Raw genomic sequence first — 23198 nt, 5'->3', positions numbered from 1 at the left:
GGACGGGTGGTCGTGATGTATCGCCACACACCCGCCTTCGGGTTCACGCTCGGCGCCGCGCCGCCCCGGGGCGCGCCGCCGCCCGGCACACGGCTCTCCCCGGCGTACGGCTCTCCCGGGCGTACGGCGACCCCGGCGCGCCGTACGTCAGGAAGGGTCGGTGGAAGCCGCCACGGCGCGGCGGCGGGCGTCACGGCGGGAACGCCGCGCCAGCCGCCCGGTCAGCAGCGCGCCCAGCGCGGCGACCGTGGTGATGGAGGCCAGTGCGATCATCGCCCGGTCCGTCGTGAACGTGCCGCTCATGAAGAACGCCTCGCTCACGATCATCCCGATGGCCACGCTGAGGGCCAGGGCGAGCGCCGTGCTCTCCGTGGCGTCCCCGGCGTGGTCACGGCGTCCGAACAGCGGGCGAGCCAGGGCCAGCACGGCGGCCCCGGGGCAGGTGAGCATGAAGACGATCGTCACCGTGACCCGGAGGAAGCCGGGGTCGGCCACGTGCGTCACCAGCAGGGCCAGCCATCCGGTGAGGGCGAGCAGGGGCATCGGCCAGCTCGGCCGGTTCGAGGGGGTCATTTGCTCTTCTCCGGGACCAGCTCGTAGACGACGCCCCCGGAGGTGCGCAGGAGCAGCTTGAAACGGTCTGACGCGGCGGCGCCCTTGTCGATCCGGTCCACCGTCCCCTTGGGGAAGATGCCCGCCGTCTCGGTGGCGGCCTTCTGCGCCCGGTTGATGATCAGATAAGCCTTTCCTCCCGGTGGAAGCCTCGACATCAGGCTGGTCAGGGACGGTATCGGATCCTTGATCATCTCCGGCAGGGTGGGGACGTAGTCGGGCAGGTTCTTCACGGCGGTGCGTGTCGGCGGCAGCTCGTCCAGCCAGGTGTGGTCGTAGCGCTCGTAGTAGTCGTAGGCCCCCGGAAGGACGAACGTGGGCGCCACGATCTGCGAGCCGTTCGGCGCGACCTTGTAGACCGCCTGGACGAGCGCGGTCTCGGCGGAGGTGAAGTAGTTCGTCTGCTCCTTGCCGTAGTTGCCGAAGAAGAAGCCGGTGACCATCAGCAGGAAGACGAGCGGCAGCACCGCCAGGCGGATCCACTCCCGGCGGGCCGGCAGGAAGAGGGCCGCGGCCAGGAAAGCGGTCAGCGGCAGCGTGAACAGGTAGACCCGGAAGACGATCTCACCGCCGTAGCTTCCGCCGGCGAGGAACAGCAGCGGGCTCAGCCCGATCGCGACCAGCGGCAGCCACGCCCGCCTGAGCAGGTGGCGGCGTTTGTAGGCTCCGGCGAAAGCCAGCAGCCACAGGCCGGCGGACAGCGCGCGGTCGGCGTAGGCGACGATCACCTGGCCCGGGGAGGCGTCACCGAGGGCGATGAGCCCGTCGTCGAGGTTGCCGCCGGCGTCGCCGAGCGACTCCACGATGTCCCCGAAGCGTTCCTCCAGGAGCTGCCGGGCGGCCAGCAGGTCCCACCCCGCCACGACGAGCCCGGTGACCACCAGGATGCCCACGTTGCGGTGGCGGCGCAGCAGGACCAGGGAGAAGAGCGCGGCCGTCAGCACCAGCGGGGTGAGCTGGTGGGAGGAGGCGATCCCCAGGACGACGACGAACAGCAGGCACGACCAGACCAGACGGGTCCGGGTGTCGGAGACGGGCGGCGGCTCGGCGCCCAGCGCCTCGGGATCATCACCCGCCCGGATCGGCCCGCGCCGGAAGCGCCTGACCACGACCGAGAGCACGATCAGGTAGAGGACGAGGGTGGTGGCCTGCGGGGAGAAGTAGTCCTGCCCGACCCAGGAGCAGGAGAAGTACACCCACACCGCGCCCCACACGAGCTGCCGGTTGCGGGTCACCGTACGCCACAGCAGCAGCAGCGGCAGGAGCAGCGCGACGTTGAAGACGGCCGGTCCCCACACGGCGATGCCGAGGGCGTTCTCCAGCCCCGCGGCCCTCGTCATGAGGGCGAAGAAGGAGAAGAACCCGGGCCACTGGTGGTAGGCCGACAGCGGCGTGACGTCCGGGTCGGTCGCGCCGTGCCTGATCAGGTAGTCGATGACCGAGACGTGCTTCCACGCCCAGGAGTAGCGCAGCGAGGGGTAGAGCAGGGCGGGGGTCGCGTGGAGTACGGCGATCAGCACGAGCACGTAGCCCGCGTGCCATAACTCCAGCGCCTCCCGGTCACCCAGCAAACAGACGAACCCGATCACCATGACCGCGATCGCCAGCCAGAACGTGACCGGCATGACCGTTATCAGCCCGAGATCGGTCATCCCGTCGAGATGGACGCCGCGGAGCGACAACCCCCACAGGATGCTGGCCAGCGGCAGCGACGTGCGGGAGACGAACCAGGTCAGGGTGTTCACCTGCCGGGCGGTCCCCTCGGTGCGCGTGGTGCGCAGCCGCCGGGCGACGTAACCGGCGTTGACCGTCAGCAGGCCGAGGAGCATCACCATCAGGGCCTTCCAGCCCTTGACGTCCACCGGGCCGGTGAAGGTGACGGCCCGGAAGATCGCCCTGGGCAGCCCGGCCCTGACGGGCGCCAGGTGGGCCAGCGCCCCCTCCCGCCCGCTGGCCCGCTGCGGCACGCCCGCCTGCGACCGGCCCTCGGCGAAGCACCGGGCCAGGAAGTAGGAGAGGCGGGCCCGGCGCGGCGGGACGTTCAGCCGCACCGCGGCCGAGGGCTCGTGGACCAGCTTCGCCTCGGGCGCGAGCTCCCGCAGGCGCGAACGGAGCTCGGTCGCGGTCCCCCCGGCGGGCTCGGCGGCGGCGTCGCCCGCCCGGCGGTCCAGCGTCTCGGGGAAGCCGCCCGCCTCGGTCAGCGTCCGGCGCCGGAACGACAGGGCGCCGCCGTACAGGTCGTCGATCTCCTCGGTCTCGTCGGGCGAGCCGGTGCACGGCACCCCCAGGACCCAGGACAGCTCGGTGGGGAACCAGTCGGGACGGCCGGCGCTCCAGCGCGGCGTCACCCGGCCGCGCACCGCGACCACGTCGTCGTCGGCGTAGGCGGCCAGCAGGGACGCCGACCAGCCCGGCTCGGGCAGGGAGCCCTCGTCCAGGAACGCGATCACGTCGCCGTGCGCGTTCGCCAGCCCGAGGTTGCGCGCCGCGGCCGAGCCGCCCGCCTCGCGTCCCGGCAGCACCGTGACGCCGGCGAGTTCGGTCTCGGCCCAGGAGGCCAGCTCAGGGCACTGGTCGACGACCAGGATGATCTCCTCGGGCGCCGGGTCCTGGGCGCGCAGCGCCGCGACCGTGGCGGTCAGCCGGGCCCGGGAGTCCATGGAGTCGCCGGCGAGGACCACCGACAGGGACGGGTCCGCGGTCCGCACCGCCGTCCTCGTGGCCGTCCGCACCGAACCGGCGGCCGGCGAGGTGGACGATCCGGCGGACGGTACGGAGGACCCGCGGGCCTGTCCGCTCAGGAGGTCGGCCGGGATGCGCCAGCTCACGGTGGCGTCGTCGTCCTCTATGGGAAGAGCGACGACGACGAGTTCCTCGTCCCCCTCGTCCTCCCCGGCCTTCTCGCCGGGCGCGTCGCCTTCGTCGCTGTCGTCGCTCTCGTCCTCGGGTGAGGCGTCGCCGGACGGGGTCCGGGGCGGGGCGTCGTCCGCTTTCCCGCTCTCCGCGTCCTCGTCACCGGGCGAGGCGCCCGCGTCCTCGTCCGCGTCTTCGAGGAGGATCTCGATCTCGTCCTCGTCGGCGGACTCGCCCCCGTCAGAGGGCCCGTGGGCGGTCTCGTCATCGCCGGAGGGTCCGTCGATGGCCTCGTCGTCAGTGGAGGGCCCGTCCGCGGTCTCGTCGTCACCGGAGGGTCCGTCGGTGGCCTCGTCGTCAGTGGAGGGCCCGTCCGCGGGCCCCTCTCCGGCGGGTCCGTCACCGGCAGGTCCGTCAGCGTCGGGGACCCCGTCCCCCGTTTCGTCCCCGACCCCGGCGAAGTCCTCGTTCCGCAGGGCACGCCACACGGGCCAGGGGGGAGACTCGTCCTTCTCGCCGTCCGTGCGATCCGGGGCCGCTCCGCCGGCCGTACGGTCCGAGTCGGCGGCGTCCGAAGGTTCCCCGGCCACGGTCGTGCGATCCGAAGGCTTCTCGGACGCGGCCGTGCGGTCCGAGGGCTTCTCGGACGCGGTCCCGCCGTCCGAGGGTTCCCCCTCGCCCGGGGGCTCCACGTGGTCCGGGGTCTTCTCGTCGTCCGGGGAGCGTTCCGGCGTTCCGGACGTCCCGGTCTCCGCGGGGTGGCCGGGGGGCGCGGCCGGGGTGGACGGCGGTCGTGCGAACACTCGGGTGGCCGGTTCCTCGATCACTTCTTCGGCCTTCCTGCCCTCCACGCTCGCCCTTTCCCGGTCCCCGCCATGTCAATGCCAGACCACGACTTTACTCCGCGCGGATTCTTCTCCGTGCGTGTCGGCCGGGACTCCCGCCTGGCGTGTTCCGCCGGGATCCACCCCGTTCCCGGCATACCGCCGTCCGGGGACGATCCGGACGGGGGTATGCCGTCCGCTCAGCCCGTGGCCTGCGCCGCGTCGCCCTGGGCCGCGCCCGGCTGCTTGAAGTAGGGGTCCCGGCCGGCCTCGGCGAACGCCTCCATGACACCGGAACCGGTCAGCCGGAAGTCACAGGAGTCGCCGTCGACGTTGTTCCACTGGATGAACGCCTTGAGGTTGGGCATGGTCTTCGCCACATTCGGGATGTCGCGGTACCAGTCGGCCCGTGCCGAGGAGTCGCCCTTGTCGCTCTCGGTGCCGTACTCGGCCAGCATCATCGGCTTGCCCGCGAAGCCGTTCTCCTGGAACCAGTCGTAGGTCGGCCTCACGGTCTCCTCGAAGTTCTGCCAGGAGGCGTTGCGGCAGGAGGCGAAGTTGTAGGGGTCGTAGCTGATCCAGTCGACGTACTCGTCGCCCGGGTAGTACGCCTTCCACCGGTCGCGGAACGGGTAGTAGCCGGTGACGCCCCAGACCCAGACGGCGTTGGTCGCGCCCTCCCGGCGGAAGCCGTCGACGATGCGCTTGTAGGCCGCGATGTAGTCCTTCGGGTCCTGGCCGGTCTCGTCGCGGTCCTTCTCGCCGTCGAAGCCGACCAGGACGGGCTTGCCGTACTCCTTGACCCGGGCGGCCTGGTCGGTGATGGCCTGGTCGTAGTATCCGGCCGCGATCTCCCGCCAGGGGATGTCGAGGTTGTCGCTCCAGATCGACGACTCCCAGCCGAGGAACGTGATGCGGTCGGAGCTCAGCGCGACCTCGCCGTCCCGGAAGAACCGTCCTGCCTCACTGTCGGACATGTCGTGGTAGCTGATAGTGACATCCAGCTTGCGGCCGATCTGCTTCTCGATGCCCTCCACGCCGGAGACGAGCTCGGCGTCGCTGGACACCGGCACGTGCATGCCCCACCAGGCCCCGCAGGGCGGCACGAGCTTGTCGGTGGGGGCGCAAGAGGCGGGCGGGGTGCTCTCCCCGGGGATCGTCGGGGGAGGAGGGGGCGCGGCGGTCTCGTTGCTCCCGCCGCCCCTGGAGACGAGCGCGTAGACGCCCGCCGCGACCACGAGGACGACGGCCAGGGTGGCGAGCAGCCACCGTGAGGCCGGGGACTTCGCCGCGGCTCCGGCGCGCTTTCTGTTTCCAGGCTGGATCATGAATCCGTCCGAGTGGGTGAGGCCGGTGGACCGGTGATGATCAACATAGAGCGCGGCTTTCCGGGTCGTTCGAGTTTTAATTGATTTTTATATGAGATCATGCTCGTCCGTTGTTATGGCGAGCATAAGGAAAAGTGCTTAGCCGCAGGTGATCGCCGTTCTGGCCGTTTCTTACGGTTTCCTGTGAATCCGTGAACCCACGGATTCCGCCGGATTCCGCCGGGGGTGCTCCGGTCCCACCGTGGACGCGAGCCCGCCGCCGCGGGGCCCGCGTCCTTCAGATGCCGCGGCCGATCCGCTGCAGCCGGCTCACGATCGCGTCGGCGGGCACCCCGGCGGTCACGGCCAGCGCGAGGTAGGCACGCGGCTCCCAGGGACGCTTGCGGACGGTGCGGCCGATCCAGCGCAGCGCCTGCGACGAGTGGCCCAGGGACGCCTCGGCGAAGGCGATCTTCCCGGCGAGCTGCGCGTAGCCGCCCGCCCCGGAGAACTCCGGATACCGGTCCAGCATCCAGCGCAGTGCCTCGGAGATGGTCGCGCTGGTGTCGACGATGGAGAAATAGGAGGAGTTGTGCATCCGCAGCCGCGTCCCGACCTCGGTGAGGTTGACGATCGGCCCCATCTTGGCGGCGCGGAGCAGCAGCTCGTAGTCCTCGCCGTAGCCGCCGGGCAGCTCCTCGCTGACCAGCCCGAAGCCGTTCACCAGCGCCTCGCGCCGCATCAGGTAGGTCGAGGGGTGCATCGTGGGGAGCTGCTTGTTCAGCAGGTCGCGCAGGGTCACCGACGTCAGGGGGATCGACCTGGGGTAGGAGACGCGGTCGTTGAACAGCTCGACCCCGCACGTCACGAAGTGCCCGTCGCCGAGCGCGGCCACCTGGGCGCGGAGCTTGTGCGGCAGCCACAGGTCGGTGTCGTCGCAGAAGGCGACCAGCTCGCTGTCGGCCATGAGACTGCCGGTGTTGCGGGCTCCGGCGATCCCCGGCTGCCGCTTGTTCGGGGTGACCAGCACGCGGCGGCCCGGGGTGTCGGACACGAACGACTCGTCCGGGTCGCTCTGGTCGAACACCGCGATACAGGTCACGTCGCCCGGGTAGTCCTGGCCGAGGATCGAGCCGATCGTCTCCCGGAGCATGTCCGGGCGGTTACGGGTGGGAATGACTGCGGTGACCGCCGGCCAGTCGTTCACGATGGGTCCTTTCGATGGAGCTTGAGCCGTGGGGGGACGCAGGTCGAGCCCCGCGGCGGCAGTCTAGGCGGTTCAGGCCGCCGTTCTCAGGGTCTCGTCCGTCGCGGAGACGGCCGGCTCGGGCCCGCGCCGGGTCCTGCGCGCCGGTACCAGCGCCAGCGCGGCGGCGCACAGGCCGAGCAGGACGGCCAGGGCCACCTGCGGGGAACCCGCCGAGACGAGCCGGAAGACGATCGTCACCAGCATCACCGCGGGCCAGCGCAGCCGCCCGCCCGGACGGATCGTCCGTACGGCCAGCGCCGTCGGGGCCAGCGCGGCCACGGCGAAGGCGGCCGGCGCCCACGCCAGCAGCCAGGTGGGGTCGGTCAGGCCCAGGGCGCGCGCCAGGAAGGCCGGCAGGGCCAGCAGCAGGTCGCCGCCCGTGGCCTCGCCGGTGGTCATGATGCGCGTCACCCGGCCGGCGAGCTCCGCGGCCGGGCCGGTCTGCGCCGCCGTGGCGTTCAGGCACACCGCGACCGCGACGAGCTGCGTCCACAGCACCGGACGGCGGCGGTTCATCAGCAGTTCGGCGGCGAAGGCCACGATCACCAGCCCGGCGGCCGCGACGGCCGCGGTGGTGGACGGGAACGACAGGGCGCCGCCGGCCAGGGCGGCCAGCGCGGCCACGGCCAGCCCCTCGGCGGTGATCAGCGGCGGCAGCCAGGCCCTGGCCCGCACCACCAGGGGCACGCGGGGCCGTGCGGGCGCCGCCTCCCGTCCGGCGGCCCGTCCCGGGTCGTGGGCGGCCGACGCCACGGTCGCCACGGTGGGCTGGGCGTCCACGATCATCATGACCAGGGTCGGGGTCTCGTCCGGCGAGAGCTCGGCCTCCGCGGCCGGGGCCCGCGGCGCCGCGCGCAGCACGGAGACCAGGCCGGGCGCGACGATGGCCACCACGACCAGCTGGGCGGTCAGCGTGCCGAAGCCCACGCCGGTGATGCCGTAGAGCCGGAAGAAGACGAACGACAGCCCCACGACCAGGACGCACAGGAGCGCCTGGAGCATCAGGAGCGTCCGCACCCGGCTGCGCGCGCGGAGCACGCCGAGGTAGATCTCGATCACCGCGTGCGGCAGGCACGCGAGGGCCAGCAGCCGCATCACCGCCGCCCCGTGCTCGGCGTAGGCGGCGCCCCAGCCCAGGCGCAGGATGAGCGGCGCGCTCAGCGCGGTCACGGTGACCACCGGGACCAGCAGCATCAGGGTCCGCCGCAGCGCGAGGCGGCACTTGCCGGCCAGCAGCGAGGGGTCGCCGGAGCCCTCGATGGTCAGCGAGATGGCCATGTTGAGGGCGAGCATGTCGAAGACGCCGACGAGTGTGACGGCCGCGCCGTAGTATCCGGCCATCTCCGCGTTGACGCCGCCGGACACGATCACCGGCATGAGGTAGACGCTGATGAGGGTGAGCAGCGTTCCGGGGAAGTCCCCGGCGAGGAAGCGGCCGATACGGCGCGGGCGGGGCGGGGTGCGGTGGGCGCCCCGGGCGGCGGCCAGCGGGGACAGCCTGCCGAAGATCGCGATGCTGATCGGCACGACGGTGAACGCCACCGGGATCGTCCAGGCCAGGAAGATCCCGGTGCCGGGGAAGATCGGGGCCAGCACCGCCACCAGGACGATCTTGGCGATTCCGACGCCCACCCCGATCAGCGGCACCCAGGTGGCCTTGCCCAGCGTGGTGAGCACCACGTCCTGGAGGGTGAAGACCGACCACAGGACGACCGAGAGCAGGAACCACCCGGCCGTGCCGATCCCGTGCAGGCTCCCGTAGTTGGAACCCCACTGGTCGAGCGTGGTCAGGAAGAAGCCGGTGGCCAGGGCGGCCGCGCCGCCGCCCACGAGGTAGGCGGCGCCGACGAGCCGCCCGGTCGCCCGCCCGCCCTCGGGCAGGAACCGGGTCAGCGCGCCGACGAACCCGAACGCGGTCATCGCGGCGAGCAGGCGCATCGCGGCGATGAGCGCGAAGGAGCGGCCGTAGTCGCCCTCGTCGTAGAACCGCGCGGCCACCGTCCAGTAGGCGAGCCCCAGGGCGCCCGCGGCGCCCGCGTTGACGATCAGCGAGTAGGCGTTGCGCAGCAGGGGATCGTTGAGGTCCTTGGGAAGACGGCTCCACAGGTTCTTCAGCGGTCCGCCCCGCGTCGCCCGGGTCCCCGTCGTTCCGCCGGAGAGACTCGTGTCACTCACCTGCCGTTACCCGCCCCCGCGTGTACATCGTCGAGACCTGGCGCAACCCGTAGCGCGCGCGGCGCACCAGCGCGTAGCCCTTGGTGAGGGCCCGCTCCCGCAGATAGAGCAGCGGGATCCCCTCTCCCTCGACGGCCCTGGCGAACTTCGTCATGGACGTCCGCTCGGTGACCGTCAGGCGGGGGATCGTGAGCATCTCGTCGCCTTCCTCGAAGGCGTCGTTCGCCACCGCACAGGCGGTCCAGTACCCGGCCCGGCGCACCTCCCGGCGCACCCGCGCGCTGGAGTAGCCGTAGGGGTAGGCCATCGTGGCCACCGGGCGGTCGATCTGGTCCTCCAGGAGGGCCCTGTTGGTGCGCAGCTCGTTGCGGAGCTCGGCGTCGGGGAGCTGGTCGAGCTGCGGGTGGCTGTGGCTGTGCCCGCCGATCTCGATGCCGCAGGAGACGGCCTCGCGGACCTGGCTCCAGGTCAGCATCGGAGCCAGCCTGCGCCCGGCCTCGTCGGGGCCGGCGTCCTGGATCCAGCCGCTGGTCACGAAGACCGTGGCCGGGTAACCGAACCGGTCGAGGACCGGCAGCGCCTCGCTGTGGAAGTCGGCGTAGCCGTCGTCGAAGGTGATCGCCACCGGCTTGGCCGGCAGCTTCCCGGTCCGGTGCACTCCCGCGACCAGGTCCGACAGCGTCATCGGGGTGAAGCCCCGGTCGCGCAGCAGACCGAGCTGCTCGGCGAAGCGCCGCGGCGAGACGGCCAGCGGCCGGGTCTCGTCGTTCGGGGTGTCGCTCACCGAGTGGTACATCAGGATCGGAACGCCGGTCATGACCGTCCCAGCCTCAGCCGCGCGGTGCCCACGGCGTACCCCCAGGCGGTCCAGGCCAGGCCGACCACGATCGCCCCGGCCCGGCCGAGGCCGGCGAGGTCGCCCCGCAGCGCCGCGCCGACGCCGCGCAGCACCCCCAGGGGCAGCGTCTTCGTCGCGTAGCTGCGCTCGCTCGACAGCCCGTCCTCGGTGCCGACGCTGGAGGCGACCAGGGCCTTGGACAGGCCCTCGGCGTAGCAGCGCGACCGGAAGTAGGCGAAGCCCATCCGGGGGGCGGGGACCTTGTGGCCGATCACCGCCCCCGGCTCGAACAGCATCACCGAGCCGGGACGCCGCTGGGACAGGCGGATGCAGAACTCGGTCTCCTCGCAGCCCAGCGGGCGGCTCTTGCGGCCCTGCACGCTGCGGCCGATCCCGGTGTGGAAGCCGCCGACCTCGCCGACGACCTCGCGGCGGAAGGCGGCGTTGCCGCCCATGACGTTGCGGATCGGCGCCCGGACCGTGGGCATGCCCCGGTAGGTGCAGCCCACGGTCCAGTCGAACTCCTCGGGGAACCAGCGGGGGCGGCGCCCCGTGGCCCACAGAGGCCTGGTCAGCCCGCCCACCCCCACGACGGACGGGGTCTGGAAGCCCTCCTCCAAAGCCTCCAGCCAGCCAGGCTCCGCCACCGCGTCGTCGTCCAGATAGGCCACGACGTCGCCGGTGGCGATCTCCGCGCCGGTGTTCTTGCCACCGGACAGGCCCTTCTGGTGCGTGTTCTCCACCACGACCACGTCCGGATACTCCCGCTTGAGTCTCAGATGCAGGTCCGGATTGTGGTCGACCACGAGGATGATCTCGTGCGGCGTGCGCCGCTGGTCCCGCACGGACCGGACGGCCGCCCGGATGTCCTCCCAGCGGTCCTCGGTGTAGACGCAGATGACGACACTGATCTTCATGGTTATGCCGCGCCCTGATCCGCCGCGGGGGTGGTCGCGGGCTCCGGCAGCGCGGCGGACGGACGCCGGTAACGCTCGCGCAGGATGGTGCGCAGCACGCGCAGGCCGTCGCGGACGACGTGCAGGTTGCTCTGGCCGTGGATCCGGCACCGCTCGTGGCTGGGCACCTCCTGGATGCGCAGCCCGGCCTTGACGGCGCGGATGTTCATCAGCGTCTCGACCTCGAAACCCTCGCAGTCGAGGTCGAGGGCCGGCAGGTGCCGGGCCCAGAAGGCGTTGTAGCCGTAGCACAGGTCGGTGTAGCGGGTGCCGTAGAACCAGTTCACCAGCGTGGTCAGGACCGTGTTGCCGAACCGGCGGCTGAAGGTCAGGTCGTCGCTGCCGCCGCCGGCGGCGTAGCGCGACCCCTTGACGAAGTCGGCGCCGGTGACCAGGGCGCCCACGAACTGGATGATCTCGCGGCCGTCGGTGGAGCCGTCGGCGTCGATCATCACGATGATGTCGCCGGTGCACGCGGCGAAGCCCGCCGAGAGCGCGTCGCCCTTGCCCTTGCCGCGCTGGGTGACGACCTTCACGTTGGGACGCAGCCGCCGGGCCACGGCGACGGTGTCGTCCACCGAGTTGCCGTCCACCAGGACGATCTCGTCGATCCACTGCGGCAGCGTGGCGAAGACGTGTGGGAGGTTCTCCGCCTCGTTCATCGCGGGCACGACGACGCTGACGGTCGGGGAGACGGCCACGTGCGGGGTGATGGGGGTGAAGCGCTCGATGGGCGGTACCGAGCGCAGCACGCCGAGCTGCTTGGAGTTCTGTCTGACGGTGTCAGGGTTCATGATGACGGATGTTCCTTTGGTCCTTCCGCCCGCTCGCCCTCACTCGGGAAATGAGAACGGCGCGGCTTCGATAGAGGGAGCCTTGCGTTGGGGACAGGGACAGGGGCTGGAGGGGAGAAAATGGGGCCGGGAGGTTCAGCGCGCCCGAGACGACTCCGGGGCGGGCCGTTCCGGCGCGGCGGATCGTTCCGGAGCGGCGGGCTGCGACGCGAGGCCGGCCTCCCGCGGGGCGGGGCGCGCCTGGAGGCTCGACCGTGCCCGGCCGTAGCTCTTGAGCACCCGGTCGGCCGCGCGGAACAGCGTGGGGTTCTCCACCACGACGGCGCGGAGCCGGTTCACCGGTACCCGTCGCAGCCACTGGGCGGCCGCGACGGGGGACGGCCGCGAGACGCGCGCCTCGGCGACCATGACGGAGCCGGTCTTGAGCCAGTCCTTGTACTCGCGCCCGCCCTTGCCCATGTCCACCTGCTCAAGGCCCGCCGCGGCGGCGTGCTCGGCCATGTGCAGGTGGTGCATGATCCCGGGCGAGTACCGCGCGTACTCGGGGTCGTAGGCGGGGAACCACCCGACGAGGGTGGTCTCCGTACGGAGGCCGAAGTGCCCGGCGACGGGGGTGTCACCGGCGTAGAGCATCGTCAGGACGCCGGCGAAGCCGTCCGACGGCCGGGCGTGCAGCTCCTCGACGAGCCGGACGATCCACGGCTGGGCGAAACGGTCCACGCGGCCGGTCCGCCGGTACTGGTCGGACTTCCAGTCGAGCAGCGTGCGCAGCGTCGCGGGGTCGGCGGAGTCGTACTCGAAGCGGATCTCGCCCTGCTCGCGGCCGAGCTTGCGCTCCTTGTAGCGGACCGTCTTGTAGTTCTTGGCGGACTGGGCGCGCACCTGCTCGATGTAGGCGTCGAAGCCGCCGCGGAGATCCATGAGCGGGGCCGGCCGTACATCCGTCTCGTACGGGGCGAACGTCGGCTGGCCCGGGACCAGGTACTCGAACTCGAGGGCCGAGATCCCGCAGCCCCGCAGCAGCTCGCGGGAGTCGAGCCGCAGACCCGGTACGGAGATCAGCCCGTGGCAGGTGGTCAGGAAGCCGCCCAGCGGTCTGCCGACGCCCAGGCCGTGCCGCTCGTAGGGGAAGAACCCGGCGACGGTCCCGCCGTCCTCGATCACGGCGACCCGCACGTAGTCGCGCAGCCGGCCCATGGCCTGGGTGAACTCCACCGACAGGAAGGGGTTGTCGAGGCTGGGAGAGGCCTTCTGGAGCTCGCGCCACCGTGACGCCTCGGACTCCCCGAGATCCCTCGGACTCACGACGGTGATCTTCACTTCGACCCGGCCCCCTGTTCGGTCTGCAAGCGTGCGTTCTTCGGCTGCAGCAGGCGTAGTACGTAGATGAAGCCGCTGAGCACCGCGATCGTCGCCACTCCGGCGCGAGGCGACCATGCGTCAAGGATCAGCATCGAGGTGGCAAGGGAAACGTTCATGACCAGACTTGCCGCTACCCCGGTCGATATTGCCGCGAGAGGGTCACGATCACGCAACAGTCCTACCACGGCAACCCCGGGGGTAAGCAAAATGAACAAACCCGTCAATACCGGACGCAGTGGGGTGTCGAACCCCGTCAGCGCGATCACTGCGCCCGCGGCGCAGGCCGGCACCAGGATCCACCTGAGCACCACGCGGTGACCCGGCATCTCCTGGCTCCCCGATCCGATCTCGTCTTCGCACTCTTCTTCGCACGGTTGATCGCAACCTCATGTGACCAACCACTGCACCGCACGTCAATGCCGACGCCTGGCGGAAGTTTCCGGTTTACCGGATCGCAAAAGGAAGTGCCGAATCCAGTCAGCGAAAGGTCACGAGATCAGGTCGCCTCCGGCGCGGACGGGACGTCCGCGGAAGTGGCCGCCGAGGGGTCGGACGAGGGGACGGGCAGCGGGTCGCCCGGCGGGTCATCATCCTCCTGACCAGGCACTTCCCAAGAAAGAGCACAGCCGAGGGTGCGGCCCGCGGCCCTGATGGAGACCCGGCCGGAACCGCTCTCGCTCGGATCGGCGGCTGTGACCCATATCACAGCCCTTCCACCGGCCGTCAACCGGCCCGAGGCGGGGCTGACATCCAGCCCGCCGGAGGCGGACGCCGACCACGACAGCGCGCCGCCGCTCGCCGTCAGGAGGACCCGCCCCGCGCCCCTGCCGAGGTCCGCCGGGCACGAGACGGCCGGCCGCCCGGCCGCCGGGGTCGCGGAGGCGCGGCGCGAGGGGCTGCGCCGGGGAGCGGGCCGCGGCGGGGCCGGCCGGGCCGGGCCGGCGGCCCGCGAGGGGGTGGGGACGGCCGGGGCGGACGTCCTGGACCCGCCGGCCCCGTCCGCTCCGCCGTCCTCTCCGTCCTCCCCGTCCCCGGTCGGCTCCGGGGCCGCCGGCGCGGTCTCCCCGTCGTCCGCCGGGTCATCGGGCACCGGCTCGGAAGGGTCCGCCTCCGGTCCCGGCTCCAGGGAGATCACGGCGGGCTCCCCGGCGGGCGCGGCGCCATGCGGCGGGCCACCGGCGAAGCCGCCCCCGGTGACGGCCACCATCACCCCGGTCGCGGCCAGCACGCACGCCGCCGCCACGACCACCGGCTTCGCCCCCGCGGGGCACGCCGCGCGGCCCCATCCGCCCGGCCCGCGGTCTCACGTCCCCGGCCCGCCTTCGCGCGCCGCGCCCCCGCCGTACGGCGCCGCCCCCCGCGCTCCCCGGCGGCCACCGGGAACCCCGACCGGTCGAAGCGGCCGACCGGCCAGGCCGCGGCGGCCCGGGCGTCGCGCAGCTCCGGGTTCACGCAGGTCTCCACGACCCGGCGGCGCAGGGACAGCGGCGCGAAGGCCGCCGGCACCAGGTCGAGCAGCCGCTCGGCCGAGACGTGCCGGCCGCGCCGCTCCACGCAGACCTCGCACCGGCCGATGTGGCTCGACAGCCGCCTGCGCAGCATGGCCGGCAGCGGGCCCTCCAGCGAGTCCACCATGGCCGACAGGTCCGGGCAGTGCGCCCGGCCGACCTTGGCCAGCACCACCGCGGCGGCGGTGTTCTCCAGGTGGTCGCGGGCGCGGGCGAGCCGGGCGGCGGCCTGCCGGGAGCTCAGGCCCAGCACGGCGCCGGCCTCCGCCGCGTCGAGACCGTGCCGGACCGACAGCAGCAGCGCCTCGCGCTCCTGCCCGCCCAGCTCGGCCAGGGCCTCGTGCACCAGGAGGGCCAGCTCCCGCTCACCGGGGTCGTCGGGGAGGTCGCCGGGGTCCAGCACCGCGGTGCGGGCCGGCTCCCGCGGGGTCCGGGACCGCTCCGCGCACTCCACCCGGGTCAGCGCGTACAGCCATGGGCGCAGCCGTTCCGGCTCGCGCAGCAGGCCGACCCGCTCCCGGGCGGTGACCAGGGCGTCGTGCACGGCGTCGGCCGCGTCGCCGGCCGCGCCGTCACGGTCGCCCAGCAGCGAGCGGGCGTAGTCGTAGAGACGTTCGGCATAGGAGTCGTAGAGGCCCGCCGCCGCCGTCGCGTCGGCACGCCGGAGCTCCTCCACCAGTCGCTGATCGTCGGTTCGGCCCACGGCCGGCCATCCGGGCACGTACATTCCTCCCCGCGGGACGGGCTCGTTCGTTCACGGGCCACGCCCGAGACCCCATACGCGTAGGAGACGCCACCCCCGGGCGGCGGGTTGTCCTGATCGCCCCATCCCATGCCGACACGGCATGAACTGGTAAAACAGTGATTGATGGGGCTGTTGTGAATGCCTCGCGACGCCCGTCACAGCACCCGTCACAGCACCCGTCGCGGGGCCGTTCGGGACCGGAGGGCTCAGCAGTCCGGCAGGCAGGTGCGGCGCCGCATGCCCTCCAGGAAGAACGCGCGGACCTGGAGGATGTCCTTGGCGATGAACGCCTCGCCGCCGGTGGCCTTGGCCAGCGCGTCCATCCGGGCCTTGCCCCGGGCGGCGTCCGGCCCGAAGGCGATGAGCAGGATGCTGACCGGCTTGTCCGGGTCGTAGGTCTTGCGCAGGTACTTCAGGATCTCCGCGTCGGACAGGCCCCCGCCGGGGTCGTCGTCGCCCGCGCCGTCGGTCAGCACCAGAACCGTGTTGATCTTGTCGCTCCGGTACTCCTCGGTCATCTGCTCGTAGGCGGCCCGGAGCGTGTCGTTCAGCCCGGTGTCGCCGGTGGGCACGGCCCGGATCGCCGAGAGCCTCCGGGCCAGCAGGTCCTTGCGGAGCACGCCGTCGACGCGCTCGGCCAGCGGGCCGACCGGGACCGTCTTCCGGAAGTCCACCCCCGGGCCGTCGAGGTCCGTAGAGAACTCCCAGACGCCGATCTCGCTTTTGGGCGGGAACAGCCGCATGCCCTCGATGGCGATCCTGGAGATCACCTCCATCCGGTCGCGCCCGGTGCCGGGGACCGGCAGGGCCATCGTGCCGGAGACGTCCACCAGCGCCAGCAGCCGCGTGCCGAGGTTCAGCCGCGACCACGACCGCGTCATCCGCGCGATCTCCGCGGGACCGGGCGTCTCCAGCCGCCGGGGCGCCTCGGCCCTGAAACCGCCGGCGGCGGACAGCGCCGCGCCGGCCGTGCCGTCCGGGGCGCGGAAACCCTGGCCGCGCAGCACCTCGCGGGCCGCCTCGGTGCCGAACTCGGCGGCGAACGCCGCCGCCGCCCGGCGCACGGCCGGGTCGTCGCCGATGACCACCATCGGGTAGTCCAGGTCGAGGGTCCCCTCGGCCGGGTAGAGCGGCACGACCGGGACCTCGGGCCCGCCCGCCGCGCCGAACGCCCACACGGCCTGCTCGGAGGCGACGCCCACGGGGGCGCGGCTGCCCTTGACGCCGAGGCTCGACAGCAGCGCCTCCGGGTCGCGGACCGCGGAGCCGGACAGCGTCTTCAGCGCGCCGGCGAGCTGCTCCTGGCTCGTCCCGGCCGCCGTGGCCGCTCCGGAGGCGGCCAGGAGCGCGCCCAGCCCGGCCGCGTTGGCCGCGGGGTCGAGCGCGAGCACCCGCACCTCGCGGCCCGGCCCCTCGACGTTGGCGACGTTCGCGGCGTCGACCACGCCGCGCCAGCTCACCTCGCCGAGGTTCTTCCGCAGGTCGCCGACCACGGCCTCGGACGCCGCCAGGACGACGGGGGAGCGGGCGAGCGACGCGCCGGGGGCCGGCACGCCGGGGTTCCTCTCCCGCAGCCCGGTCACCCACAGCGACGAGTCGGGGATCCACACGTCCATCGCGCCCGGCGTGCCGGCGCCGTCCTCCAGCGCGGAGGCCACGGTCGCCGGCGCCTCCTTCGTCACCGCGACCTTGACGCAGCGGCCGCCGACGTCGTGCCGGGCCCTGGTGAAGCGCTCTGCGATCCGGGACACGGCCGGCGCGATGTCCGGCGAGGCGGTGACGCGCACCGCGACCTGCCCCCCGGTGCACCCCCGGTCCCGGTTGACGACCACGAAGGCGGCGACGCCCAGCAGTACGGCCAGCGCGACCGCGCCGGCCAGCGGGGCGAGCACCATGCCGGGCCGGGTACGGCGCCGCCTGGCCGGCCGGGGAGAGGGGGACGGGTGGCCGTCGTCGAGTTCATCCGTCCGGTGGCGTCCGCCCACGATGCCCTCTCAGGGGTTCGAAGTCCGATGCTGGGCACGCTACGCCGATCCGCCCCGGCGACCGCGCCGGGCTCGTCCTTTCCGGGGATGCCGCCGTCCGGTGGCGTCCGGAGGCGTCCGCGCGGGCGGTCTCGCCACGCCGGGAGACCCGCCGCGCCGACCCGCCGGTACGGCGGGCACGACGTGCGGAACGCGCCTTGGCCGGTCACCTTATAGGCAGATGTCCAGCAATGTGCGGGGAACTGTACTGGGAATAACCGGTGCGACGAAACACCACTCGTGGTGCGGAGATCACAGCGTGTGCCGGGATGAGCCCTTCGCGGGTCCTCAGTGGTGGCAGCAGGCGTGCCCGCGCCAGGCCCGGCGGCCCTCGCGCACGGCGACCGCCGCCAGCAGCGTCGCCACGGCGGGATCGGCCCACCACCAGCCGGCCTCGTTCAGCGCCAGCCCCGCGAGCACCCCGGCGGCCAGCGCGGCGCACAGCAGGTTCTGGGTGCCCTCGCCCGAGGTGGCCGCCGAGCCCAGCCGCGCGCCGAGCCGCCGCTTGGCCAGCCCGAGCAGCGGCATGCTCACCAGGCTGACCGACGTCACCACCACGCCCAGCAGGCTGGGCGCGGCCCGGTGCCCCGCCTCCAGGTCGTGCGCCACATGGAGCACCAGGTAGGGGGCGAGCACCCAGAAGCTGACCGCCACCGCCCTGCGCGCCTTGACCTCTGCGTCCGCCGAGCGGGTGCGCGACCCGGTGAACCGCCAGACGACGATGAGGCTGGCCGCCGCCTCCACCAGCGACGACACCCCCCAGCCGATCAGCGCCAGCGAGTGGGAGCCCAGCCCGGCGGCCAGGCCGAGCACGCTCTCGACGCCCAGCCACGCCAGGGTCGCCAGCGACAGGAGCCGGGCCCGCCGGGCGTCGCGCAGCCACCCGTCTCCCGCCACCGGCTGTGACAGCACGACCTGGTCGGTCACGACGCCCCCGATCTCCGCGATGAAGCTCCCAGCAACATACATGTCACGGAGCGTCACGGAGGCGCGTACGCGAGGCTCCCGCCGGAACGCGGCGCGGCCCGCCCGCGGGGGAACGGACCGCCGGGTGGCGGCGCGGGGCCGTCGTGGCAGTATGCGAGGGTGATTGACGCCTCCGATCCCCGACTGGCCGACTACGCCAACCTGCGCGACGTCGAGCTGCGCAAGAGCCTGGAGGCCCGGCACGGCCTCTTCGTCGCCGAGGGGGAGAAGGTGATCCGCCGGGCCGTCGCCGCGGGCTATCCGGTGCGCTCGGTGCTGCTGACCCGCCGCTGGGTCGCCTCCCTCTCCGACGTGCTGGAGGGCCTCGGCGATCGGGTCCACGTGGTGGACGACGCCGTCATGGAGGAGGTCACCGGCTTCCCGGTGCACCGGGGCGCGCTGGCGGCCATGGAACGCAGGGAGCTGCCCTCCGTGGCCGGGGTCCTGGGGGGGCCGTCCGCCGAAGGGCCCCGCCGGGTCGTCGTCCTGGAGGACCTCGTCGACCACGGCAACGTCGGCGCGATCTTCCGGTGCGCCGCCGCGCTCGGCGTCGAGGCGGTGATCCTGTCGCCCCGCTGCGCCGACCCGCTCTACCGCAGGTCGGTGAAGGTCTCGATGGGGGCGGTGTTCGCGGTGCCGTACGCGCGGATGACCGACTGGTACGGCGGGCTGGCGGAGCTGCGCGCGGCCGGGTTCCGCACCCTGGCGCTGACCCCCGACCAGTCGGCCACGCCCCTGGACCGGGCCGTCATGACCGAGCGGGTGGCGCTCCTGCTGGGCTCGGAGGGCGACGGGCTCTCCTCGCGCTGGCTGCGCGAGGCCGACGAACCGGTCTGCATCCCGATGAGCCCGCGGGCGATGGACCTGGGCGTCGACTCCCTCAACGTGGTCGCCGCGGCCGCCATCGCCTGCCACGGCCTGATGCGCGGGCGCTGAGTCCCGGGGGTGGGGGTCCGCCCGTACGGCGGTCCGGGCGGACCGCCGTACGGATGAATCCGGTCACCAGCCACCCCAATCGTTCCAGTTGTTCCAGCGCCAGCCGCCGCCCCAGTTACCCCACCCGTGCCAGTGGTGGAACCGGTGGAAATGGTGGAATCGGTGGCAGCGGTGGCAGGGGTGGAACTGCAGGCCGGCGGTCCGCGTCGTGGCCGCCACGCTCTGCGAGACGGTCTGCGGCGCCGACGCCGGCGTCACCGTGGCTCCCGCCGGGCCGGCGAACAGGGTGCCGGCCAGCAGGCCCGCCCCCACGGCGCCGGCGACGGCCGGGGCAGTGATCTTCGTCCTCATGCGACCCTCCGGGTGAAAGTGAGGACAGGATTCGTCCTCGGGGTTCCCTGAGGAACAACACTGCCGGACAGGGGTCGACCATTAAACCGCAAAGAACCTATGCTTCGGCAAAGGCCGTAGGGTGGGCATAAATAAGAAATAAATAAGCGTAAGGCGTTATTTGGATATTAATGCCCTTATATCCGGATTATAGGGAACTATGGGTCAGACCGCCCGGTGGTACTGGTTCGGCCAGCGGGGCTCGGCCCCGAGCTCGCGGAGCTCGCGGGCGGCGAGGTTCGGCCAGTACGGCGTGCGCAGCAGCTCCCGGCCGAGCAGTACGGCGTCGGCCTGGCCGGAGGCGATGATCTCCTCCGCCTGCCGGGGCTCGGTGATCTCCCCGACGGCCGCCACGGGCAGGTCCGTCTCGGCCTTCACCCGGGCGGCGAACGGCACCTGGTAGCCGGGGCCGGTCGGGATGCGCGCCCCGGGGGCGTTGCCGCCGGTCGAGGTGTCCAGCAGGTCGACGCCGTGGGAGAGCAACTCCTTGGCCAGCCGTACGGTGTCGTCGGCGGTCCAGCCCTCGCGGTCGTCCTCGGGGTTCTCGGTCAGCCAGTCGGTCGCCGAGACGCGGAAGAGGACCGGCAGGTCCTCCGGCCACACCGCGCGCACGGCGTCCACGACCTCCAGGGCGAACCGGGTGCGTCCCTCGAACGAGCCGCCGTAGGCGTCGGTGCGGCGGTTGGTGTGCGGCGACAGGAACTCGTTGATCAGGTAGCCGTGCGCGCCGTGCACCTCCGCCACCTGGAAGCCGGCGGCCAGCGCCCGCCGGGCCGCGGCGGCGAACCCCTCGACGAGCCGTTCGATCTCCTCGACGCTCAGCGCCTCCGGGGTCGGGTGGCGGTCGGTGAAGGGCAGCGGGCTCGGCGCGACGGGCTGCCAGCCGTACCGGTCGGGGCCGACCGGACCGCCGCCGTGCCAGGTGGTGTCGGTGGACGCCTTGCGGCCGGCGTGCGCGAGCTGGATGCCGGGGACGGCCCCGTGCTCCTTCAGGAAGCGGGTGATGCGGGCGAACCCCTCCACCTGGCGGTCGTTCCAGATGCCGAGGTCGAAGGGGGAGATGCGGCCCTCGGGCGCGACGGCCGTGGCCTCGGTGAGGATCAGGCCGGTCCCGCCCACCGCCCGGGCGGCCAGGTGCGAGAAGTGCCAGTCGTGCGGAACGCCCTGCTCGGGGCCCTCGGCCTCCGCCGAGTACTGGCACATCGGCGCCATCCAGACGCGGTTGGGGATCGTCAGCCCCCGCAGGGTGAGGGGTTCGAACAGCGCGCTCACGGCCTTGCTCCTTCGTCGTCGTGCGGGGTCGCCCCGCTCCGGGCACTCCGTGCCGGGAGCGGGGGTCTCGCCGTCCGGGCACCCTTGTACGATAAACCTCGTAGTACGAGGTATGTCAAACTACGATGTTTCTCGTACAATCGGGTGATCCCGAGGGAAGGAGTCGTCATGCGGGTCACGTCCGACAGGGCTCTCGATCACCCCCGCCGCGAGGACATCCGGCTGGAGGCCGTGCTGCACGCGCTGTCCGACCCGATGCGGCTGCGGGTGGTGGCCTTCCTGTCCGGGGTGGACGACGAGGGCGCCCCGTGCTCGGCGGTCGACCTGGTGGTCAGCAAGTCGACCAGCACCCACCACTTCCGGGTGCTCCGCGAGGCCGGGGTGATCAGCCAGATCTACCGCGGCACCGCGAAGATGAACGCGCTGCGCCGCCGCGACCTCGACGAGCTCTTCCCCGGCCTGCTCGACGCCGTGCTGCACGCCCGCGCCGCGCAGCGCCGCCGCGAGGGCGACGCCGAGCCCGTGCCCTTCTGAGACCCGCGAGGACGCGCCCTCAGAGGTTCCGGACGACCCCGGCGCCCAGGTCCGGCGGCTCCGCGGCCTGCCCGGCCGCCCAGTCCAGCAGCCGGTCGGCGCTCCTGAACCGCCGGTCGGAGCTCGACTCGCCCAGGACGACGCCGATCAGCAGGCGGCCGTCGCGGTCGGCGGCGAACGACAGGCAGTACCCGGCGGCCCGGGTGTAGCCGGTCTTGACGCCCAGCGCCCCGGGGGTCTTGCCGAGCAGTTTGTTGCTGTTGGTCCAGGTGTGCGCCCGGTGCAGCTTCGACGCCCGCACGACGTGGCGCCTGGTGGAGGCGATGGTCCGCAGCACCGGGTCGTTCAGCGCCACCCGGGCCAGCTTGGCCTGGTCGATGGCGGTGGAGTAGCCGCCGCCCGGCTCGGGCAGCCCGTCGGGGTTGGCGTAGCGGGTCAGCGACAGGCCGAGGGCGCGCGCGGCGGCGTTCATCCTGGCCGTGAAACGGGCGGCGCCCGGCCCGTAGACGCGGGCCAGGGCGTGGGAGGCGTCCGCCCCCGAGGGGAGCATCACGCCGTAGAGCAGGTCCCTGACGGTCAGGCGCTCACCGGCCCGCAGCCCCGCCGAGGTCGCGTCGTTGGCCCGCGCGTGCCGCACGTCCGAGGCGTCGATCCTGACGACGGCGTCGAGGCTCGCCTGCCGCAGCACGACGTAGGCGGTCATGACCTTGGTCAGGCTGGCGACCGGCAGCCGCCTGCCCGCCTGCTTGCCGAAGTAGGCCGTCCCGGTGGCAGCGTCGAAGAGGTAGGCGGCCTTTCCGGTGATCGCCGGCGCGGCGCGGTCGGCGACCGGCCGGGCCACCGCGCCCGCGAGCCCGTCCGCCCCGGTGAGCCGGGCCGGTACGGCGGAGCCCGCCGTACCGGGGGCGCCGGTGACCGTCGGCGCGGTCCACCCGGCCCGCGCGGCGGCGGGCGCCGGGTGGGCGTGGGCCGGCGCGGACAGGCCGGTGCCGAAGACGGCAAGGGCGGCAAGGGCGGCGCACGCGCCGAGGCGGATTCCCCCGATCTGCATGGGATCATGGTGACAGAACCGGCCGCCGGCACACGACCCTTGACCGTTTTCCGGGTGAGATGTCGCCTCGGCGGCCCCTGCGGGCTCGGTGTTCCCCGGCGTTCTCCCCCGTGAAGTCCCGGTGTTCTTTCCCGCGGAGTTCCCCGGCCCGGCGGCGATCTCAGGCGGTGGTCAGGGTGTCCTCGGGGCGCCGCTCGGCCTCGCGGCGACGGCGACGGCGGCGCCGCAGGACGAGGGCGGCGACGGCGGCGACGGCCACGACCGCGACCACGACCGCCAGCGCGGGCGACCGCGCGGCCAGCCGCAGCCAGCCCCAGATCACCGAGTACAGGCCGAAGGACGTCACGGGCACCCAGGTCAGGCAGCCGAGCGCGCTGGCCACGACGTACCAGGGGTAGGAGATTCGCAGCACCCCGGCGGTCCAGGGCAGCGTGTGCCGCAGCCCGGGGACCCAGAAGCAGCCGTAGACGGCGAGCGCCCCCCATCTCCGGACGGCGTTCTCCACCCGGCGGATGTTGTCCCGGCCGAGCCTGCGGCCCAGCCGGGAGGCGTAGAGCCGGGAGCCGAGACGGTGGCCCACCCAGTAGTAGACCTGGAACGCCCCGAACAGCCCGATGCCGCCGAGCACGACCCACAGCCACAGCGGCAGGCCCCACAGCGCCGCGGAGGTGGGGTCGGGGATGCCCGCCGCCGGAGATCGCACCGGTGAACACCGCCTCGCGCTTGAATCGTCGGCACATGCCGGATGTGTCGGATATTAGGTCAGGCTTACCTGTTCGATACTACGGACCCCCTGCAAGTG

The 23198-nt window shown here is 72.8% G+C and carries 19 protein-coding genes; 2 read left to right on the top strand and 17 right to left on the bottom strand.

The window, feature by feature from the left end; all coding sequences use genetic code 11:
• Positions 1–147 precede the first annotated feature (147 nt).
• From ACQP10_RS29850 to ACQP10_RS29790, 13 genes are all read right to left on the bottom strand, one after another.
• A complete protein-coding gene (locus ACQP10_RS29850; protein WP_179824254.1) occupies positions 148–573 on the bottom strand; it encodes a hypothetical protein in 426 nt (141 codons plus the stop codon).
• Entirely contained in the window at positions 570–4316 is a 3747-nt protein-coding gene (locus ACQP10_RS29845) for a glycosyltransferase (protein ID WP_433540116.1), read from the bottom strand. Before ACQP10_RS29845 ends, ACQP10_RS29850 begins: the two co-directional genes overlap by 4 nt.
• A gap of 173 nt (positions 4317–4489) precedes the next feature.
• Positions 4490–5617, bottom strand: coding sequence for a glycoside hydrolase family 26 protein (locus tag ACQP10_RS29840; protein ID WP_433540115.1), 1128 nt, complete (start codon positions 5615–5617; stop codon positions 4490–4492).
• Positions 5618–5894: 277 nt separating this feature from the next.
• Positions 5895–6803, bottom strand: coding sequence for a glycosyltransferase family 2 protein (locus ACQP10_RS29835; RefSeq protein WP_433540114.1), 909 nt, complete (start codon positions 6801–6803; stop codon positions 5895–5897).
• A gap of 72 nt (positions 6804–6875) precedes the next feature.
• Positions 6876–9020 carry a lipopolysaccharide biosynthesis protein gene (locus ACQP10_RS29830; RefSeq protein WP_433540113.1) on the bottom strand — a complete coding sequence of 715 codons (2145 nt, stop codon included), beginning with the start codon at positions 9018–9020 and terminating at the stop codon, positions 6876–6878.
• Entirely contained in the window at positions 9013–9837 is an 825-nt protein-coding gene (locus ACQP10_RS29825) for a polysaccharide deacetylase family protein (RefSeq protein ID WP_179824245.1), read from the bottom strand. The genes ACQP10_RS29830 and ACQP10_RS29825 overlap by 8 nt, the downstream gene beginning before the upstream one ends.
• Positions 9834–10775: a glycosyltransferase family 2 protein gene (locus tag ACQP10_RS29820; protein ID WP_346019481.1), complete on the bottom strand. Its 942-nt coding sequence runs from the start codon at positions 10773–10775 to the stop codon at positions 9834–9836. Before ACQP10_RS29820 ends, ACQP10_RS29825 begins: the two co-directional genes overlap by 4 nt.
• A gap of 2 nt (positions 10776–10777) precedes the next feature.
• Positions 10778–11608: a glycosyltransferase family 2 protein gene (locus ACQP10_RS29815; protein WP_179824241.1), complete on the bottom strand. Its 831-nt coding sequence runs from the start codon at positions 11606–11608 to the stop codon at positions 10778–10780.
• A 135-nt stretch (positions 11609–11743) separates the two neighbouring features.
• On the bottom strand, positions 11744–12913 hold the full coding sequence (locus ACQP10_RS29810) for a GNAT family N-acetyltransferase (RefSeq protein WP_218912648.1): 1170 nt from the start codon (positions 12911–12913) through the stop codon (positions 11744–11746).
• A gap of 11 nt (positions 12914–12924) precedes the next feature.
• Positions 12925–13296 (bottom strand): hypothetical protein, encoded by a 372-nt coding sequence (locus tag ACQP10_RS29805; protein ID WP_179824237.1) that lies wholly within the window; start codon positions 13294–13296, stop codon positions 12925–12927.
• 880 nt (positions 13297–14176) lie between these two features.
• On the bottom strand, positions 14177–15199 hold the full coding sequence (locus ACQP10_RS29800) for an RNA polymerase sigma factor (protein ID WP_433540112.1): 1023 nt from the start codon (positions 15197–15199) through the stop codon (positions 14177–14179).
• Between the two features lie 230 nt (positions 15200–15429).
• Positions 15430–17208, bottom strand: a complete 1779-nt coding sequence (locus tag ACQP10_RS29795) for a substrate-binding domain-containing protein (protein ID WP_433540111.1) — start codon at positions 17206–17208, stop codon at positions 15430–15432.
• A 327-nt stretch (positions 17209–17535) separates the two neighbouring features.
• On the bottom strand, positions 17536–18216 hold the full coding sequence (locus ACQP10_RS29790; protein WP_390000097.1) for a cation transporter: 681 nt from the start codon (positions 18214–18216) through the stop codon (positions 17536–17538).
• 117 nt (positions 18217–18333) lie between these two features.
• Here ACQP10_RS29790 and ACQP10_RS29785 point away from each other — a divergent pair, with 117 nt between their 5' ends.
• Positions 18334–19149: a TrmH family RNA methyltransferase gene (locus ACQP10_RS29785; RefSeq protein ID WP_179824231.1), complete on the top strand. Its 816-nt coding sequence runs from the start codon at positions 18334–18336 to the stop codon at positions 19147–19149.
• A 63-nt stretch (positions 19150–19212) separates the two neighbouring features.
• Here ACQP10_RS29785 and ACQP10_RS29780 read toward each other — a convergent pair whose 3' ends face one another.
• A complete protein-coding gene (locus ACQP10_RS29780) occupies positions 19213–19500 on the bottom strand; it encodes a hypothetical protein (RefSeq protein WP_346019485.1) in 288 nt (95 codons plus the stop codon).
• Positions 19501–19704: 204 nt separating this feature from the next.
• The gene (locus ACQP10_RS29775; protein WP_433540110.1) at positions 19705–20811 is read right to left on the bottom strand and encodes an NADH:flavin oxidoreductase/NADH oxidase; all 1107 of its coding nucleotides are present in this window, start codon (positions 20809–20811) and stop codon (positions 19705–19707) included.
• Positions 20812–20979: 168 nt separating this feature from the next.
• Here ACQP10_RS29775 and ACQP10_RS29770 point away from each other — a divergent pair, with 168 nt between their 5' ends.
• Complete coding sequence (locus tag ACQP10_RS29770) at positions 20980–21345, top strand: ArsR/SmtB family transcription factor (RefSeq protein ID WP_346019487.1); 366 nt, start codon at positions 20980–20982, stop codon at positions 21343–21345.
• Positions 21346–21364: 19 nt separating this feature from the next.
• Here the strand turns inward: ACQP10_RS29770 and ACQP10_RS29765 are convergent, their stop codons facing one another.
• Both ACQP10_RS29765 and ACQP10_RS29760 read right to left on the bottom strand, forming a co-directional pair.
• The gene (locus tag ACQP10_RS29765; protein WP_390000108.1) at positions 21365–22396 is read right to left on the bottom strand and encodes a D-alanyl-D-alanine carboxypeptidase family protein; all 1032 of its coding nucleotides are present in this window, start codon (positions 22394–22396) and stop codon (positions 21365–21367) included.
• A 160-nt stretch (positions 22397–22556) separates the two neighbouring features.
• Positions 22557–23099: a DedA family protein gene (locus tag ACQP10_RS29760; RefSeq protein ID WP_346019489.1), complete on the bottom strand. Its 543-nt coding sequence runs from the start codon at positions 23097–23099 to the stop codon at positions 22557–22559.
• Positions 23100–23198: the final 99 nt, after the last annotated feature.

The sequence above is a fragment of the Streptosporangium sandarakinum genome, assembly GCF_050942225.1.
Lineage (GTDB): Bacteria > Actinomycetota > Actinomycetes > Streptosporangiales > Streptosporangiaceae > Streptosporangium > Streptosporangium nondiastaticum.
This window is presented reverse-complemented; position numbering and strand designations above follow the sequence as displayed.